Annotated in this window: 17 protein-coding genes; 7 read left to right on the top strand and 10 right to left on the bottom strand. The window is 40.8% G+C overall.

The features are described 5' to 3' along the window. Positions 1-9: 9 nt before the first annotated feature. Complete coding sequence (locus EG365_RS09470) at positions 10-1578, top strand: sensor histidine kinase (protein WP_001160333.1); 1569 nt, start codon at positions 10-12, stop codon at positions 1576-1578. 24 nt (positions 1579-1602) lie between these two features. Then, a complete protein-coding gene (locus tag EG365_RS09465; protein WP_000840549.1) occupies positions 1603-3024 on the top strand; it encodes a sigma-54-dependent transcriptional regulator in 1422 nt (473 codons plus the stop codon). 3 nt (positions 3025-3027) lie between these two features. Here the strand turns inward: EG365_RS09465 and EG365_RS09460 are convergent, their stop codons facing one another. The 4 genes from EG365_RS09460 to lptF form a co-directional block, all read right to left on the bottom strand. Continuing rightward, the gene (locus tag EG365_RS09460) at positions 3028-4212 is read right to left on the bottom strand and encodes a S41 family peptidase (RefSeq protein ID WP_000942504.1); all 1185 of its coding nucleotides are present in this window, start codon (positions 4210-4212) and stop codon (positions 3028-3030) included. Between the two features lie 15 nt (positions 4213-4227). Continuing rightward, on the bottom strand, positions 4228-5775 hold the full coding sequence (gene gpmI / locus EG365_RS09455; RefSeq protein WP_000128749.1) for a 2,3-bisphosphoglycerate-independent phosphoglycerate mutase: 1548 nt from the start codon (positions 5773-5775) through the stop codon (positions 4228-4230). A 125-nt stretch (positions 5776-5900) separates the two neighbouring features. Then, positions 5901-6971, bottom strand: a complete 1071-nt coding sequence (gene lptG / locus EG365_RS09450) for an LPS export ABC transporter permease LptG (protein ID WP_000881094.1) — start codon at positions 6969-6971, stop codon at positions 5901-5903. Beyond that, on the bottom strand, positions 6971-8071 hold the full coding sequence (gene lptF, locus EG365_RS09445) for an LPS export ABC transporter permease LptF (protein WP_000586912.1): 1101 nt from the start codon (positions 8069-8071) through the stop codon (positions 6971-6973). The genes lptG and lptF overlap by 1 nt, the downstream gene beginning before the upstream one ends. 143 nt (positions 8072-8214) lie before the next feature. On the opposite strand from lptF, the gene EG365_RS09440 reads away from it, so the two are divergent. The 4 genes from EG365_RS09440 to EG365_RS09425 all read left to right on the top strand — a co-directional run bounded on the left by EG365_RS09440 (position 8215) and on the right by EG365_RS09425 (position 11089). Continuing rightward, positions 8215-9663 (top strand): leucyl aminopeptidase, encoded by a 1449-nt coding sequence (locus EG365_RS09440; RefSeq protein ID WP_000673449.1) that lies wholly within the window; start codon positions 8215-8217, stop codon positions 9661-9663. Then, the gene (locus EG365_RS09435; RefSeq protein WP_001151592.1) at positions 9656-10063 is read left to right on the top strand and encodes a DNA polymerase III subunit chi; all 408 of its coding nucleotides are present in this window, start codon (positions 9656-9658) and stop codon (positions 10061-10063) included. The genes EG365_RS09440 and EG365_RS09435 overlap by 8 nt, the downstream gene beginning before the upstream one ends. Before the next feature lie 38 nt (positions 10064-10101). After that, positions 10102-10740: a hypothetical protein gene (locus EG365_RS09430; protein ID WP_001988710.1), complete on the top strand. Its 639-nt coding sequence runs from the start codon at positions 10102-10104 to the stop codon at positions 10738-10740. A gap of 130 nt (positions 10741-10870) precedes the next feature. Continuing rightward, a complete protein-coding gene (locus EG365_RS09425) occupies positions 10871-11089 on the top strand; it encodes a hypothetical protein (protein WP_000354154.1) in 219 nt (72 codons plus the stop codon). A gap of 59 nt (positions 11090-11148) precedes the next feature. On the opposite strand, the gene EG365_RS09420 is transcribed toward EG365_RS09425, so the two are convergent. From EG365_RS09420 to glnK, 6 genes are all read right to left on the bottom strand, one after another. Continuing rightward, positions 11149-11808 (bottom strand): riboflavin synthase, encoded by a 660-nt coding sequence (locus tag EG365_RS09420; RefSeq protein ID WP_000493866.1) that lies wholly within the window; start codon positions 11806-11808, stop codon positions 11149-11151. Positions 11809-11850: 42 nt separating this feature from the next. Further along, positions 11851-13143, bottom strand: coding sequence for a DNA adenine methylase (locus EG365_RS09415; RefSeq protein ID WP_001083669.1), 1293 nt, complete (start codon positions 13141-13143; stop codon positions 11851-11853). Then, positions 13140-14225, bottom strand: a complete 1086-nt coding sequence (gene ribD, locus EG365_RS09410) for a bifunctional diaminohydroxyphosphoribosylaminopyrimidine deaminase/5-amino-6-(5-phosphoribosylamino)uracil reductase RibD (protein ID WP_001292506.1) — start codon at positions 14223-14225, stop codon at positions 13140-13142. The genes EG365_RS09415 and ribD overlap by 4 nt, the downstream gene beginning before the upstream one ends. A gap of 15 nt (positions 14226-14240) precedes the next feature. Then, entirely contained in the window at positions 14241-14699 is a 459-nt protein-coding gene (gene nrdR / locus EG365_RS09405) for a transcriptional regulator NrdR (RefSeq protein ID WP_000543541.1), read from the bottom strand. A gap of 157 nt (positions 14700-14856) precedes the next feature. After that, the gene (locus tag EG365_RS09400; RefSeq protein WP_000738520.1) at positions 14857-16254 is read right to left on the bottom strand and encodes an ammonium transporter; all 1398 of its coding nucleotides are present in this window, start codon (positions 16252-16254) and stop codon (positions 14857-14859) included. Positions 16255-16311: 57 nt separating this feature from the next. Beyond that, positions 16312-16650: a P-II family nitrogen regulator gene (gene glnK / locus EG365_RS09395; protein ID WP_000780326.1), complete on the bottom strand. Its 339-nt coding sequence runs from the start codon at positions 16648-16650 to the stop codon at positions 16312-16314. 279 nt (positions 16651-16929) lie between these two features. Here glnK and EG365_RS09390 point away from each other — a divergent pair, with 279 nt between their 5' ends. After that, positions 16930-17157: an accessory factor UbiK family protein gene (locus EG365_RS09390; protein ID WP_000894500.1), complete on the top strand. Its 228-nt coding sequence runs from the start codon at positions 16930-16932 to the stop codon at positions 17155-17157. The last annotated feature ends 58 nt before the right edge of the window (positions 17158-17215 follow it).

Here is a 17215-nt window from a genome sequence, read left to right as displayed (position 1 = left end):
CAAATTTACATGCAATTTCCCTTAAATTCATCCTTGTCCCATACGATTTTTCGTTTGGGCACTTGGTATGGCTTATACCGTCTTATTATTGCGGTTAGCCTGAATATTATTTTGGTTTTAACCGATGCGCAAACTGATAACAGTTTGCAGCAACCTGCCTTATATTCCTACACACTACTCGGGTATTCCCTCTTAAGTCTTGTTCAGCTGTTATGCTTTAAATTTATTGCTACTCAAGCCACGCGACAGCTTATTTTATTTTTTATTGTTGATATTATTTGTTTGAGTTTACTGACTTTTTCTGTGGGTGAACCAAATTTACAACTCAGCTTACTCTATGTAATTGCCATCTTTACCTCGGCGATTTTACTTAGCGCAAGAATGTCTTTGCTGATTACATTGCTTGCGGTTATCGCTGTTATTTACCAACGATTTGTAGGTAGTCTATTTGACTATAACAATCTAAATACTATTGGTAATAGCGCTCTCTTAGCTTTCTTATTTTTTGTGGTTCACGGTATTGGCCAAATTGCTGTGCAGCGCTTTAAATTACTTGAAGCACTCACCTTTCACCAGTCAATTGAACTTTATCAACTCCAAAATATTAACCGTTATATCTTAGAACAAATTGAAGAAGGCTATTTAGTTTTAGATGAGAATTACGACATCGTTGTCAGTAATCCTGCGGCCTGTTCACTCTTGGGTATTCCCCCTCAATTTGCCAATGAAAAATATCCTTTAGCAAAGTGGCATGCCGATTTATTTGAAATTTTAAAGTTTGGCGACTTAAAAGAAGGTGACCGATTCATTTTTGAGTCTCGGCTATCGGCGTACTCCATCAACATTAAAGTGCAACATCTTTTGGTCCCACAACAAACGCTAACCCTGCTCATTTTACAAGATGCACAGCAGATTAATCAGCAAGCACAACAGCTTAAGCTTGCTGCGCTAGGGCAACTCTCAGCAAGTATTGCACATGAGATCCGCAATCCTCTCGCTGCAATCGTACAAGCAAATGAGTTACTGAAAGATAGCGATCCAGAACAACAAAATACTTTGCGTCATATGATTGGCAAACAAACCAAACGTATTGATAGTATTGTTCAAGATACCTTAGGGCTTGCTCGTAGCGAAAGAACACATCCTATCCAGATCGATGTAAAACACTTCATAGTTACATTGCTCGAAGAAGATTTATTTGACGTTAAACATTCAATTCAACTTAAAATTTCGGATAGTTCTTTAAAATTTTTATTTGATGAAAAACAATTAAGACAAGTCATGATTAATCTGGTGAGAAATGCTTTACGGCATAATGCCCCCGACTCACCGTACATTACGATCAACATTCATTCACAGACAAATAAAATTTATATTGATGTGATCGATTACGGTGAAGGTGTTTCAAAACGTGATATATCTCAATTATTTAAACCATTTTTTAGTACCGAAATTAATGGAACTGGTTTAGGATTATATTTGTCTCATAGTTTTTGTGAGGCGAACCATGCAAAGCTCACCTATGTAGAGCAAAAACAAGGGGCATGCTTCAGAATAGAATGCCCAATAATATATTGATTTTTTTATTAGGTTTTTGGGGAAATGGCAGAACAGCAACCACTGGTTTTGCTTGTAGACGATGAAGAAGATTTGTGCCTTTTAATGCAAATGACACTTGCACGAATGGGGATTAAAACACATCTTGCTTATCGGGTTGAACAGGCCAAACAACTCTTCACTCAGTTTCATTACGATGCGTGTTTAACCGACTTAAACCTACCCGATGGGAGCGGGATAGATTTAGTTAAACATGTCTCTCAAAATTATACTAATACTCCCATTGCCGTTTTAACCGCCTACGGCAATATGGATATTGCAATTGCAGCATTAAAAGCAGGCGCTTTTGATTTTGTAAGCAAACCGGTCAACCAAGTACATCTAGATCAATTATTACAAAAAGCCTTGAATCGGCAAAAAGTAGAGCATGATGCTGCTGAGAATGCGTTAGAAAATAAATTATTAATCGGCCGTTCTCTACCCATCCAGCAGCTACGTATTGCAATTAAAAAAATTGCGCGCTCACAAGCACCTGTATTTGTTACCGGTGAGTCTGGAACAGGTAAAGAAGTAGTTGCTAACTTAGTTCATCGGCTGAGTAACCGTAGTGAAGGCCCTTTTATTGCGATTAACTGCGGTGCTATTCCAACCGAACTCATGGAAAGTGAGCTTTTTGGGCATAAAAAAGGGAGCTTTACCGGAGCAACTCAAGATAAACAAGGCCTCATTTTATCGGCACACGGTGGCAGTTTATTTTTAGATGAAATTGCCGAATTACCTTTAAGTATGCAGGTCAAACTGCTCCGTGCAGTACAGGAAAAAAAGATCCGACCCGTCGGTTCAGATCAGGAAATCGATGTTGATTTCCGTGTGATTAGTGCAAGTCATCAAGATTTAGATTTATTGGTTAGACAAGGTAAATTCCGTCAAGATTTATTCTTCCGTATTCATGTTATGGACCTCATATTGCCACCTCTACGTGAACGTGGCGAAGATGTCCTTTTACTAGCCAATCACTTTATTCAGAAAATTTGTATGGAGTGGGAAACGCCACCTAAACAATTAACAGAAGCGGCCGAAACTTATCTGCTACAGCAACACTTTCCGGGTAATGTTCGCGAATTAAGAAATATGATTGAGCGCGCAATTACCTTAAGTGAAGATACCACTATAGATGTATCTCATTTACATCCTGCTCCACTAAGAGCAAATATTTCTAATCCTTTTGCTTCAGCTGCTCAAAGCATACAAACCACTGTGGCAGCTCCTCAAGTCGTAAAAAAATTACCAAGTGAAGGCTTAGAACGTTATTTAGAAAATATTGAAAAAGATATTTTACTCAATGCACTCAATATGACTCATTGGAATCGTACCTTAGCAGCTAAAAAATTAGGAATGACTTTCCGCTCTTTACGCTATCGTCTGAAAAAATTTGGCTTAGATACGGAGACAGAACAGGAAGTATAAAATTTATTTTCTTTTTAGAAGGAGATCGGCAACACGATCTAGATAAACTTCCTCTTTCATTTCTGGAGGTAAGGGATAAGTCTGGTTAGGCTGAATACCTTGCCCCTCAATCATATTACCATTTGGTGTGTAGTAATGTGAGACTGTCATTTGTAGCGCTGCCCCACTTGGTAGAGGGAAAAGCTTTTGCACAACACCCTTACCATAACTTTTTTCACCCATGACCCAAGCACGTTGATGCTCTTTCATTGCAGCAGTAAAAACTTCTGCTGCCGAGGCAGATCGGTGATTGATTAAAATACCAACTTTTATATTTTGAAAATCGTTACCTGGCAAAGCCTGAAATTGCTGATTGCCTTCTGAACGACTTTTTGTAGAGACAATAATGCCATGATTTAAAAATAAATCGGCTGACTCAACAGCAGCAGATAACAAGCCGCCTGGGTTATTTCTTAAATCAATTAACACCGCTTTTAAACGCGAAGAACTATTTTCTTCAATTAAACGCTTAATCTCATTGGCGGTATCTTGTTGAAATACTCTAATTTTTAATACCAACACCTGATTGTGCAACATCACAGGCTCAATATCGGTTTCAATCTTTTTATTACGGACTAAACTAATTGGACTATTTGACTCTTCTGTTTGTACTTGAAGCGTCGAGCCTATCGATCCATAAAGCAAACCTAGCACCTGATCATGTGTCAGATTTTTAAGTTCCTGATTATCAATCTTTAAAATAGTTTGGCCATTTCTTAAGCCTAGTTTATATGAGTCAGAACCCGTCTTAAGGTCACGAATCATCCATTTATGAACATGTGATTCGGGGCTTAGTACAAAATCAACTGAAGCAAGATCCCCTTCAGTATATTGAATGAGTTGACGGTATTCTTCAGCTGACAAATAGCGGGAGTAACGGTCTAGACCACTGACTAAACCTTTAATTGCCTGTAAAAATAAAGCATCGTCCGATTTTTCATCGACATAGTTATCACGGACGATCCCATATATTTGTACAAACTGTTGAATAGACTCAATAGGCACTTCTGCATAACTTTCTTCTGATTCCGGGGAATCAGGATGCAGAGACGATAATTTTTCTTTTACAACAGGAGCTGCAAAAGCGAGCTGGCTGCAACACATCAATACGCTAACAAAAAAAGCTTTATATATATTGTATTGCAGCATTTAGTCACCTATTGCTTAAGCAGACAATGTAATGAGATTACGACCTTGCATTTCAGCAGGCACAGGAATCTGCATTAAGTTCAGAATAGTCGGTGCAACATCAGCAAGCACGCCACCTTCTGCAATCGTTGCTTGGGTTGGACCCACATAAATAAAAGGCACAAGCTCTGTTGTATGCTGAGTATGAACCTGACCACTTTCATAATCTTGCATTTGTTCAACATTACCGTGGTCAGCCGTAATAAGCATATGGCCTTTTTTCGCCATTACAGCTTCGTATACACGACCTAAACATGTATCAACTGCTTCAACAGCCTTAACTGCAGCATCAAATACGCCTGTATGACCGACCATGTCACCATTGGCATAGTTCACAACAAGTAAGTCGTACTCACCCGAGTTAATTGCTTTGACTAGCTCATCAGTTACTTCATACGCACTCATTTCAGGCTTTAAGTCATATGTCGCAACGTTTGGTGATGGAATTAAAATACGCTTTTCACCTGGATATTCGTCTTCACGACCACCACTAAAGAAGAAAGTCACATGGGCATATTTCTCAGTTTCAGCAATACGTAATTGCGTTTTACCTAAAGAAGATAAATATTCACCAAGCGAGTTCTTTAACTCTTCAGGCATATATGCCACAGGTGCATCAATGCTTGCCTGATAACGCGTCAACATGACAAATTTAGAAAGGTTCGGTACAACTTTACGCTCAAAACCTGCGAAATCTTTTTCAACAAACGCACGCGTAATTTCACGGGCACGGTCAGCACGGAAATTCATAAATACAACGCTATCGCCATCTTGAACTTTAGCGATCTCACCAATACGGGTTGCTTTTACAAACTCATCATTTTCATTTGCAGCATATGCAAGCTCTAAGCCTTCAACCGCAGTAGTTGCAGTACGAACAGCTTCACCTTCCGTTAATAAACGGTAAGCCTGCTCAACACGATCCCAACGGTTATCACGATCCATTGCAAAGTAGCGACCAATCATGGTTGCAATACGGCCCTTGCCTTCATATTGAGCGAATAAAGCATCTAATTTTTCTAATGAAGGTTGAGCACTACGTGGAGGAGTATCACGACCATCAAGGAATGCATGTAAGTAAACTTTCGCACCGCGTTTTAAGGCAAGTTCACACATCGCCACAATATGATCTTCATGTGAATGGACGCCACCTTCTGAAAGTAGCCCCATAATATGAACTGCACCACCCGCTGCTTTTGCTTTTTCTACGGCATCAACCAATACTTCGTGCTCAAAAAAAGCACCAGTACGAATATCTTTAGTAATACGTGTGAAGTCTTGGTATAACACTCGGCCAGCGCCAAGGTTCATGTGACCAACTTCAGAGTTACCCATTTGTCCATCAGGTAAACCAACATCTTCACCAGAACCAGAAATGAGACTATTTGGATGCTTTGCTTTCATTGCAGTTAAATTCGGGGTTTTTGCTGCAAGAAAAGCATTATCTTCAATCGCTTCACGGTGTCCAACACCATCCATAATGACCAGAACGTGAGGGATCTTGCCAGCAGTTGCATCCGTCATAATCAATTTCTCTTTTGTCTACAATTTCATCGCAATATCTTACCGAATTTTCGGTGAAGACTCTATTTTTTCCTATGGCTTTCCCCAATGCTCCTCATTGAGAAAGTCATTCATATACTTTCAATTTAACGGGCCCGATAAAGCAAATAACTTCCGGCACCAAACATTAAAATAATAGGCATGAGTACAAACCAAGCTGGTGAAGGCGCGTATACCAAACTTGCGTAGCCCAAGAAGTCTTGTAAATAATAAAAGCCTAAACCAATGAAGAGCGCGATCACCAAACGGAAACCCATCGACTGTTGACGTAGTGGACCAAAAATAAAAGAACAAGCCACTAATACAAGAGTAATGAGTGAAAATGGAGAAGCGACTTTTTGCCAAAAAGCTAATTGGTAAGTTTTCGGTACTTGGCTATATTCGTCCATATAACGCATAAAACTAATCAGCTGACTTGGAGACAAGTCCTCAGGGTCTAAAGTCACCATATGTACATATTTAGGCTGTAGAGCCAAACCTAAAGACTGCTGATCATGATTATTTAGTATCGAATTACCATCTGTAAGAATGTCCATCTGGCTGGCTTTTTGTAAAGTCCATTGACCATCCTGGATAAACTTTCCTTGCTCTGCATTAATTAAAGACTGTAAATGGTAGTCTTTGTTAAAGTCTACGACCTGGATATCTCTTAAATTTCCTTGTGAGTTCGCATAATCAATATAAATAAAACGCTGCCCTTCTCGTGACCAATAGCCTTTCACTTCACCTAAAGCAGCAACTGATCGATGGCTTTTGACACTTTGTGCTTTCTCATTTGTATAGGGAACAACCCACTCACTTAGAGCAAAAGATAAAACAATAAGCAGCAAAGCTGAGCGCATAACCCAACCTACAATACGCCATAAGCTAATCCCGACCGAACGCATCACGATCAGCTCACTATTGGATGCTAAAGCGCCTAACCCAATCACAGCGCCAATTAAGGCTGAGATAGGTAAAATTTCATATAGATAGCGAGGGGCACCCCATAACACATAGATAAAAGCTTGCCATGCATTATAGTCAGGTTTTAGCTCACCTAATTCACCCAGATAAGTAAACAGGATTTGCAAAACAGACAAAACAATGGTGGTACCAAACATTGCGAGCGCAGTGGTTTTCGTCACATATTTGGCGACTATTCGACGTGCTAACATTATAATTTCACTCGCTTAATCTGTTTCTTGATTTTCGGCCCTAATTTCTGCTTACGTGAAAATAAGGCAGCTGCGATTGCATAAACCAATAAAGCCACTGGATAAGCCCAAATATCCAGTTCTCCTTTACTTATACGAGTTTTAATTGCAATCATGAGTACGATCAAACTCGCGAAAATAAAGATAGATGGAATAAGACGATAATAACGACCTTGTCGCGGGCTTACTTCCGACAATGCCACAGATAGCATCAAGGCAATAATAATGGTAAACGGACCAAATAAGCGCCAGCCCAACTCACTTCTTACGACCGGATCATTTGCTTTAGAAAATAGTTTTGATGTGGAAAGTGCTTCTACATCGCCACTCTCAAACTTAACATCTTTGTCATTTTCTAAACGTAGACGATAAGACTGGAACTCTGCTTGTGTATATTTTGGTTGTCCCGGGAATATTTCATAGCGACGACCTTGAACGAGATCAACCACATTGGCTGTATCATTCGCGACCTCAACACGAGTCGCCTCTTTTGCCAAAATCATGACATCTGGCTTGCCTTCTTTGGCTGCACGCTGATAAAAGAAAATATCTTTAAGGTTTTTTCGATCTTCCGACAATGAACCCGCATAAATCGTATAAGGTCCAGAAGAAATAAACTCTCTTGGTCGCACCAAGTCAAACCCTGTACGCACTGCTTGAGTTGTAGTTAATTTTTCGAATTCACGAAGTCCCCACGGCGTCATCCAAAGCATAAGTACGGACTGACACACCATGTAAACCAGTGTCATTGGAATAAGTAAGCGCGCTAACTGATGACGACTTACCCCACTACCATTCAATACGGCCATTTCATGGTCAACATATAAACGACCAAACACCAACATTAAACCAATAAAAAACCCAAGTGGTAAAATGAGGGTTAGAAATTCAGGTAAACGATATCCAATGATGCTAAACAAGATACTGGCATCTAGTCGCCCCTGTGCCGCCACACCAAAGTATTTGATCAGACGACCACCCATCATGATTAAGGTCAATAATGCAATGACCACCAATGAGGTAGAGACAACTTGCTTGACGAGATAACGCCGAATAATCAAATTAATACTTCCAAAAGGCTAATCGGGACGAACGCTAGTTTACCCGAATGTTAAAAATATAAAACCGCACATTGCAACGCTATGCTTGAAAGTGTTTCAATGTTTCAATCCAACATAACTTTCTATAGGCAATCACGGCAGCCATGAAATTTACAACTTATACAACTTTTCCTGAACAAACATCTAATGAATCTTTGTGGATTTTAGTTGATTCAGAACAGCTACAAAGCAATCTCAATACATATCAAATCAATAATCTAGAAAGTATTCTTACAGCAACTCAATTTAAAGCCAACTTCAATGAAACGTTGCCATTATTTGGTCAACTTAGCACTCAGCCCCATAGCCAATTACTTGGTTTAGGAAAAGCAGCTGAACTTCAAGCAGCTAAGTTAGCAAAATTGGCGCAAACCATTATCAAGTCGGCACAAAATAAATTTAAGCATATCGCAATTGATATTGCTGCGTTACCTGTCGAATACCATTATTTATTTGCATTAAGCTTAACTCAAGCAGCTTATGGTTATGATGAGTTTAAATCGAAAAAAAATGAATTTGTGTTACAACAAGTTGATTTAATTAGCTCACAAACCAGCCTTGATGAAAATCAACTCGCTTTAGTACATGCCGTACAATCTGGTCAGTCTTATGCTCGTGACTTAGGAAACCGACCAGGTAATATCTGTTTCCCTGAATATCTGGCAGAACAGGCATTAGCTTTAGCGGCAGAATTCCCAGACTTACTTAAAGTCACTGTCTTAAATGAGCAACAAATGGCTGATTTAGGCATGTATGCATTTCTTGCAGTCAGCAAAGGGTCCGAGCGTCCGGGCCGTATTGTGACTCTTGAATACCAAGCACAACTTGAACAAGCTCCTGTCGTACTTGTCGGTAAAGGCGTAACCTTTGATACAGGCGGTATTTCTTTAAAACCAGGGCTTGGCATGGATGAAATGAAGTTTGATATGTGTGGTGCAGCTTCTGTACTCGGCACAATCCGTGCTTTATGTGAGGCACGTCTTCCAATCCATGTTGTGGGTGCGATTGCAGCTGCGGAAAATATGCCTTCAGGTAAAGCAACTCGCCCAGGCGACATTGTAACAACCATGAGTGGGCAGACCGTTGAAATTTTAAACACTGACGCTGAAGGCCGTTTGGTCCTTTGCGACACCTTAACGTATATCAAACGTTTCAATCCGGCAGTTGTGATTGATATCGCAACATTAACTGGTGCTTGCGTAGTTGCGTTAGGTAAAGTACTGAGTGGTTTATTCTCTCCGGACGATACTTTGGCAGCGGAACTCCAACAAGCTGGTGAGCAGTCATTTGACCGTGTATGGCGCATGCCAGTGATTGATGATTATCAAGAACTATTGGACTCTCCTTTTGCAGACATCGCTAACATTGGTGGACCACATGGCGGCGCAATTACAGCAGCCTGCTTCCTTGAGCGTTTTACTCGTGACTATCGCTGGGCTCACTTAGATGTTGCCGGAACAGCATGGTTATCAGGCTCAGCAAAAGGCGCAACTGGTCGTCCAGTACCGCTACTTATGCAATTCTTGGCTAACCGTGTAAGTACGAATGGCTAAAGTTAGCTTTTATCTGTTTGAAACCAGTGAAGAACGGCAAGTCGATAGTGCTTGCCGTTTATGCCGAAAAATTTTACTGAAGCATTCACAAATCTGGTGGTATTGCCCAGATGTGCAGTTACAACAAACACTTGATGAAAAATTGTGGAGCTTTGATCCGACCAGCTTTATTGCCCATGGCGTTGATCAGGTAGATGCGGCAGTATGTATTTCGGCTAAACAACCTTCTGAACAAGGTTGGCTGGTATTTAATTTTAACAATCATGCACTTGAACAAGTGAATCATTTTAGCCACATTATAGAAATTGTTGAAAATAATGAAGCAGCCAAGCAAATTGGCCGAGAAAAATTTAAAATGTATCGTCGTTTAGGTATAGAACCTCGAACCTTTAAATTATAACGCGCTAAAATGTAAATACTGTTGAGCAAAGGAGAACTGTGGTGGCATTAAATGTCGGGCAAGATTTTAAAAAAAGATGGTTAAATGCGCCTGAAGCTGTCCGTCATGCTTATCAACAGGATTTGGCTCGGATTTGTGATTTATTAGAGCCTCAGACCCCTATTCAACTGTGGGTTTTAAATGACGAAAAAGCGCAATTAGAATCACAACAAAATATTGAAAAGGCATATGCTGACTTAAAGGCAGAGTTAATCGAGCAAGCGCGAATTCGTCGCCAGCTTGCGTTAGAAAAAGCTCTTGCAGATAAGCGCGCAAAGGAAGCAGCTTATGCTGCTGAATTACAAGCTGACGAAGTTCGTAAATTTAGTGAACAAACGGAAGCTTTGCAGGCTTTACGCAGTCATTTAGAACAAGAAGTTGCTGAACATACTGCACGTTATCAGAAAAACCCTGAAACGCCAGCAATTGATTATTCTTCTGGTGCAAAACTTAGCATTACTGACGATCAAATCTTATCTGAGCTTGAAAGTGTACGTGTTCGCCTAGAACTTGAAGCTGAAAGCTTAATTGAACAGGCAGTAACAGTTTTCCGTGCCAAACTGCATGCTGCGGCTCAAGAAGAAATTGAATATATTTTAAAGAATTCTAACTTTTCTGATGAAAAAATAGAAAAGTAAAGTTTTAATATTCTTCCTGTCATAAAAATGACATTTAATTGTCACAAAATGGTCATGCATAATATTCTTATGGTTCAAGCAATTATAAGAATAAGTCATGATTATTTATGAAAATTAATGAGGGTAAGAAATGGACATTCCGCATCAGATTTCAACGCAAATTGAGCAACTTAATCAAGGCGAGCAATGGACCTTCTCAGCACAAGAACTTTATATGAGTCATAACGACTTTAATTCACTTTCAATCTTACTCACACGAGCATCGGAAAAAGGCGAATTTTCAATTACTCGCACTCAGCATAATAAACCTTGGGTCGGCACACACTCAGTTACTCTCACCAAGCATTAATTTTTAAAATAAAAAAACCGGAACGTATGTCCGGTTTTTCATTTTGGCAATTTAAAAATTTATTTTAAAAAACCATTTTCAGCTAAGAAAGCCATACTAATATTTGATTCGGTTTTCTGTTCAGCAGCTTTATCACCTAGTAATAAGCGTTCGATATAACGTGCTAAAACATCAACTTCAAGGTTGACCTTGCTACCCACTTGCCACGTTCCAATATTAGTACGCTCTGCTGTGTGTGGGATTAGATTTAAACTTAAAATATTACCGCGTAAATGATTAATCGTTAAGCTAATACCATCTACAGTTACTGAACCTTTCTCTGCCAAATATTTAGCAAGTTCTACAGGCGCAGTCACTTCAAAATAAATTGAGCGAGCATCTTCACGTACTAGGGTAATTTCACCTACACCATCAACGTGACCACTTACAATGTGTCCACCAAAGCGGGTAGTCGGTAACATGGCTTTTTCCACATTGACACGTTGACCAACTTTCCAGTTACCCAAAGTCGTGCGGTTTAAACTTTCACGGGACACATCAGCCGCATACCAGTTATCACCCCACTCAATCACTGTGAGACAGATCCCGTTAGTTGCAATTGAGTCACCCAAATGTACGTCAGACATATCCAAATCGGTTTGAATACGTAAACGTACATCGCCACCTACACTTTGCAGGCTTTCTACTTTACCTAAACTTTCAATAATGCCTGTAAACATGGCTCAATCTCCAAATCTTTTACACTGCTTAAATTGCAGCGCTTACCAAAGTGCGAGCTGTGTACTATTACCTGATGTATCTACACCACCTAGCTCGGCGAAGTGGTAAAGCTGGCCTAACAATTGACGTAACGGTGGCCCTGGTTTGGCATGAGTATCTGTAATCACAATAAACTCAAGCACACGTGCACGCTCTGACTGACGTTGTTTACTTACGCGATAACGTGGAACATCTTGAGTAAGTAAAGTCACTTTTCCACGTTCCAGATTGGCCATCAGTAAATCTTTCGGCTCAATGTTACCATCGGTCGAATAACTGGTCAGAATATAACGTGCATTGATGGTCGAAAGTAATTTTTCATACGCATCTTTTGCATGTTTAGAAGAGTTATAAGGACTTGGACGTTCTTTACGCCATGCACGGTCAATACCACTCTTATAGCCTTTCGTATCTGGCGGTGGTAAATCGACTTGATCCCATAACGTCAACGCATTTAAAACGTGATAGTTACTACTGTAAGCATGCTGATTATAAGGTGGGTCAAGATAGGCTACATCTACTTCAAAACCGCTCATCTGATTTGCTAGATGCTGAGCATCTACACACCACATTTCAGCAGCAGGGCGTTTACGGTCGCCAATCTCACAGAAACGGCTCGGTGTTAACCAAAGTAGTGATTCGATACGCTCTAACGCTGTTTGTGTACGTCCGCCCCACCCTTGGTGGAAGCTTTTAAATACACCACTGGTATTACTCACAAAACTTGCTGAATAGAGTAATGGCGCAAGCAAAGCACTCATTTCTACATCATTAATTGCACCTTGCGCTTGCCATGTGGCAATTTGCTGGCGAATCGCATCGATGCGCATACCATTGCGACGTTTAAAGAATAAACGGTCACGAGATGGATCATAGACATCATCATTACGAGGGCAAAGATTGTGTGTTACCCAGCCTTTAACCTCGGGTAAGCGGTTTAAATAATCAATCGCTTTCTGATAGCCACCCAACTCTTTAAAAGCAGGTGCATCGACACACGCTAAAATTGCATGATTTAAAGCATGACTATAAGGTTCCCAGTCATTCGCAATGACACGGTATCCATTTTGACGTGCTAAACGAGAAACCACCCCACTGCCTGCAAAAAAGTCAGCAAAAATCGGGGGGTTCTTTTTCTTGCTATTCAGCGTCCCTGTGATTTCCAGAGCTTCTAAAATCAAGTGGAGCAATCGGCGCTTGTTACCCAAGTACGGGACAAGCTGATGGAAAAGATATTCGTCTGTCGTGCGGGCTGCATGACGACGTTTGTGGTATACCGAAGGCTCTGAATTCATACTTTCTCTTGCGTAGGGATTAACCTTAAGCGTATATCTTGATCAAGTTGTGTTACATCAAGAAGTTTAAAACGAAGTTGCTGTGCCATATATTCAAAATCTGCATTGAACATGGCTCTTGCACTTTGCCCCAATAAAGTTGGAGCCACATAACTGATCATTTCATCAATCAAGCCTTCTTGCAAAAAGGCACTTGATAATGTCGCGCCAGCCTCGATCAGCACATCATAAATTTGGTATTGCTTAGATAAGGTCTGTAATAGTGTTTTTAAAGGCTGAATTTCTAATTGTATCACGCCTAAGTCAGCAAGTTCCTGACGATATGGCCCCATGACCATCACAGTTTCAGGATTTTCTAAAATTTTAGCGGTGAGCGGTAAACGCCCTCTCCGATCTAGAATTACACGTTTTGGCTGAGCAACCGTTTCGATATCAACATTATGAAGTGAACGTACATTAAGTTGGCAGTCATCGGCAATTACAGTTTCAATACCTGTAATCACGGCGCCTGAAATCGCACGCCAATGTTGTACATCTTGACGGGCCGCAGAACCTGTAATCCACTTCGACTCACCAGATGCCATCGCAGTACGTCCATCAAGACTAGAAGCAACTTTTAATCGTACATATGGCATGCCGGTAGACATCGCTTTTAAAAAGCCTTGATTAAGTTGAGCTGCCAAATCTTCACAAATACCGATTTCTACTTCAATACCGGCATTTTTTAATATCTGAACACCTTTACCTGCAACAAGCGGGTTTGGATCAGGACATGCCACTACCACTTTTTTAACTTGCGCCTTAACCAGCGCCTCAGCACACGGAGGGGTTCGTCCATAATGAGCACACGGCTCAAGCGTCACATAAGCAGTTGCGCCTTGTGCCTGTTCGCCTGCCTGACGTAATGCAAAAACTTCCGCATGGGGCTGACCAGCTTTAGGGTGAAAACCTTCACCAATTAACTGATCATCTTTGACAATGACACAACCGACATTTGGATTTGGTTTTGTCGAATAGAGTCCTCGTTTGGCAAGTTCAATGGCTTGCTGCATCCAGTATTGATCTTGTTTTAACTCAGACATAAAAATCTCAAATGATTAGTGCTCACGTTGTTGCATTTGCTCAATTTGGCGGCGAAACGCTTCAACATCCTGAAAATCTTGATAAACCGAAGCAAAACGAACATAGGCAACGTGGTCAAGTGCAAATAAAGATTGCATGACAATCTCACCAATCGTTCTGGATTTCACATCACGCTCACCCAAACGACGAATTTGCAACTGAATATCGCTGAGAACCGTCTCGATCTGCTCTTGTGTCACTGGACGTTTTTGTAAGGCATGCATAAGCGAACGACGTAGCTTCGCCTCATCGAACGGTTCATTTTTTCCATTCGATTTGATCACACGGGGCATCACCACTTCATAGCTTTCAAAAGTGGTAAAACGTTCACCGCAACTTACACACTCACGACGTCGACGAATCTGACAGCCTTCTGCGGCTAGACGCGAATCGATGACTTTACTATCTGCGGCGTTGCAAAATGGACAATGCATAGCGGACTTAATAGGGTCAATTACTTTGACCTAGTGTAGCAAAATTTCTACACTTACAGAACCAGCATTCTATGAGACAAAAAACAGCCCTGTCCGAGATCAAAGCATCGCTTTGATCACAGCACAAGACTGTTTTTGATATAAGAATTATTAGTGATTATTCAATACGTTCGCCATGTTGGCTTAAGTCCAGACCCATACGTTCATCATCGGAATTAACACGAAGTCCAATGATAAGGTCAATCACTTTAAGAATAATGAAAGTTGCGATACCACTGTAAACCATTGTCGCAAGCACACCTTCGACTTGTACCCACAACTGACCAGCGAATGTTGGTGCTAATGCTACGTTGGCCGCCTTAATGATTTCATCACTATAAAATACGCCAGTTAAAATCGCACCGACAATACCACCTACAGCGTGTAAACCAAACGCATCCAAAGCATCATCGGCTTTAAGTAAGCGTTTAAGTGCCGTAATACCCCAGAAGCAGACTACGCCACCAATAAGGCCCATTACTAAAGCTCCGCCTACACCAACAAAACCAGCTGCAGGCGTAATCACAACTAAACCAGCAACAGCTCCAGACGCACCGCCCAATACAGAAGCTTTACCACGGATCATACGTTCTACTACCAACCAAGAGAACGCAGCAGCAGCGGCAGCAACTTGAGTCACTAAAATTGCCATACTTGCACGAGCACCAGCACCTAAAGCACTACCACCGTTAAAGCCGAACCAACCCACCCAAAGTAAACTTGCACCGATTACAGTTAAAGTTAAGTTATGTGGCGCCATAGATTCACGGCCAAGGCCAATACGTTTACCAAGCATATAAGCAGCAACTAGACCTGCAACACCAGAGTTAATGTGTACAACCGTACCGCCAGCGAAATCTAATGCACCTGCTTTAAATAACCAGCCATCTGCCGCCCATACCCAGTGAGTAATTGGTGCATAAACCACAAGCACCCAAATTGCAATGAATGCCATGAAAGCTGAATATTTCATACGATCAGCAATCGAGCCACTCAAAATTGCGACAGTAATGATGGCGAAAGTCATTTGGAAAATAACAAAGAGGCTTTCAGGAATTGTCCCACTTAGTGCATCAAAAGCGACGCCATTGAGCATTGCTTTAGACAAATCACCAAAGTATGCACCCGTGCCAGAGAACGCGATTGAATAACCTGCAATCACCCAGAGCAAACTTACTAAAATTGCAGCAGAAAGGCTAAACATCATAGTGCTTAAGACATTTTTCTTACGGACCATACCACCGTAAAATAACGCCAAGCCTGGAATTGTCATCAACAGAACCAAAGCTGTTGAAATTAAAATCCAAGATGTATCACCGGTATCGAGTTTTGCAGTCGGTGTCGGAGCGGCCGGAGTTTCCTCAGCTGCTGGTGCCGCTGCAATTGTTGCAGGAGCTTCAGACGTTGATGTTGCTGTAACCTCAGATGTTGGTGTTGTTACAGTCTCTTCTGCCCAAGCGGCAGTACCACCCAAAAGTGCGCCGGTTAAACTCAGCGCCATAAGCATTTTTTTCATTCGTGTCCCCCAACCTCATTTGCGAGCTATTTATTGCTCAGCAAGCTTTGTGCCAATTTAGACAGCATCTGGTCCTGTTTCACCTGTACGAATACGGATGACTTGTTCCAGATTAGTCACAAAAATCTTACCGTCGCCGATTTTTCCAGTGCTTGCCACACGTGTAATTGACTCAATTACCGCGTCGACCATTTCATCACTAATCGCAATTTCGATTTTTACTTTAGGTAAGAAATCAACCACATACTCAGCGCCGCGGTAAAGTTCTGTATGTCCTTTTTGACGACCAAAACCTTTAACTTCAGTTACGGTAATCCCTTGTACACCAATGTCAGAGAGTGCTTCACGCACATCATCCAATTTAAACGGTTTTACAATTGCAGTTACAAGCTTCATGTTTGTTTCCTTCGGCTTCTTTTCACCAGTAAGGTTTTATGTTCAATTTTCATGCCAATATTTCAAAGGTTGGAGGATATGAATCTTTTGCATGAGCTTTCTTTATAACCTATTTAGTTATCAAGATGTAGATGAGCAACTAAAAATAAAATGAATTTTCAGTCCTGTTTTTATTTCAATTTATCGTTATGACATGGCTAAAAGCCAAGAAGCCTATATCCTAGATTCAAGCAGTGTTAAACTGGCGAGCATAAGGTAATACAACAGTTTGGATATCTCATGCTAGAAACTCTATTACAGGCCATCTTGGAACAAATTGACGAGCCTAAAAAAGATTTAGAAAAAAACTTACGTGCATTATTAAATGAAACTGTCGAGAAATTAGATCTTGTCTCTAAACAAGAAATCGAAAGACAAAAAACAGCCCTTCATTTAGCCAATCAACGTTTAGAAGCGCTACAAAAACAAGTCAGTCTATTAGAAGAAGCTTTAAAGAATAAAAAATAAGCACCAACGTAGCGCACTTATACTTTACAACGATTAAAAATGAAGCACCATAATGGAA

The sequence above is a fragment of the Acinetobacter sp. FDAARGOS_494 genome (genome assembly GCF_003812225.1).
GTDB lineage: Bacteria > Pseudomonadota > Gammaproteobacteria > Pseudomonadales > Moraxellaceae > Acinetobacter > Acinetobacter baumannii.
This window is presented reverse-complemented; position numbering and strand designations above follow the sequence as displayed.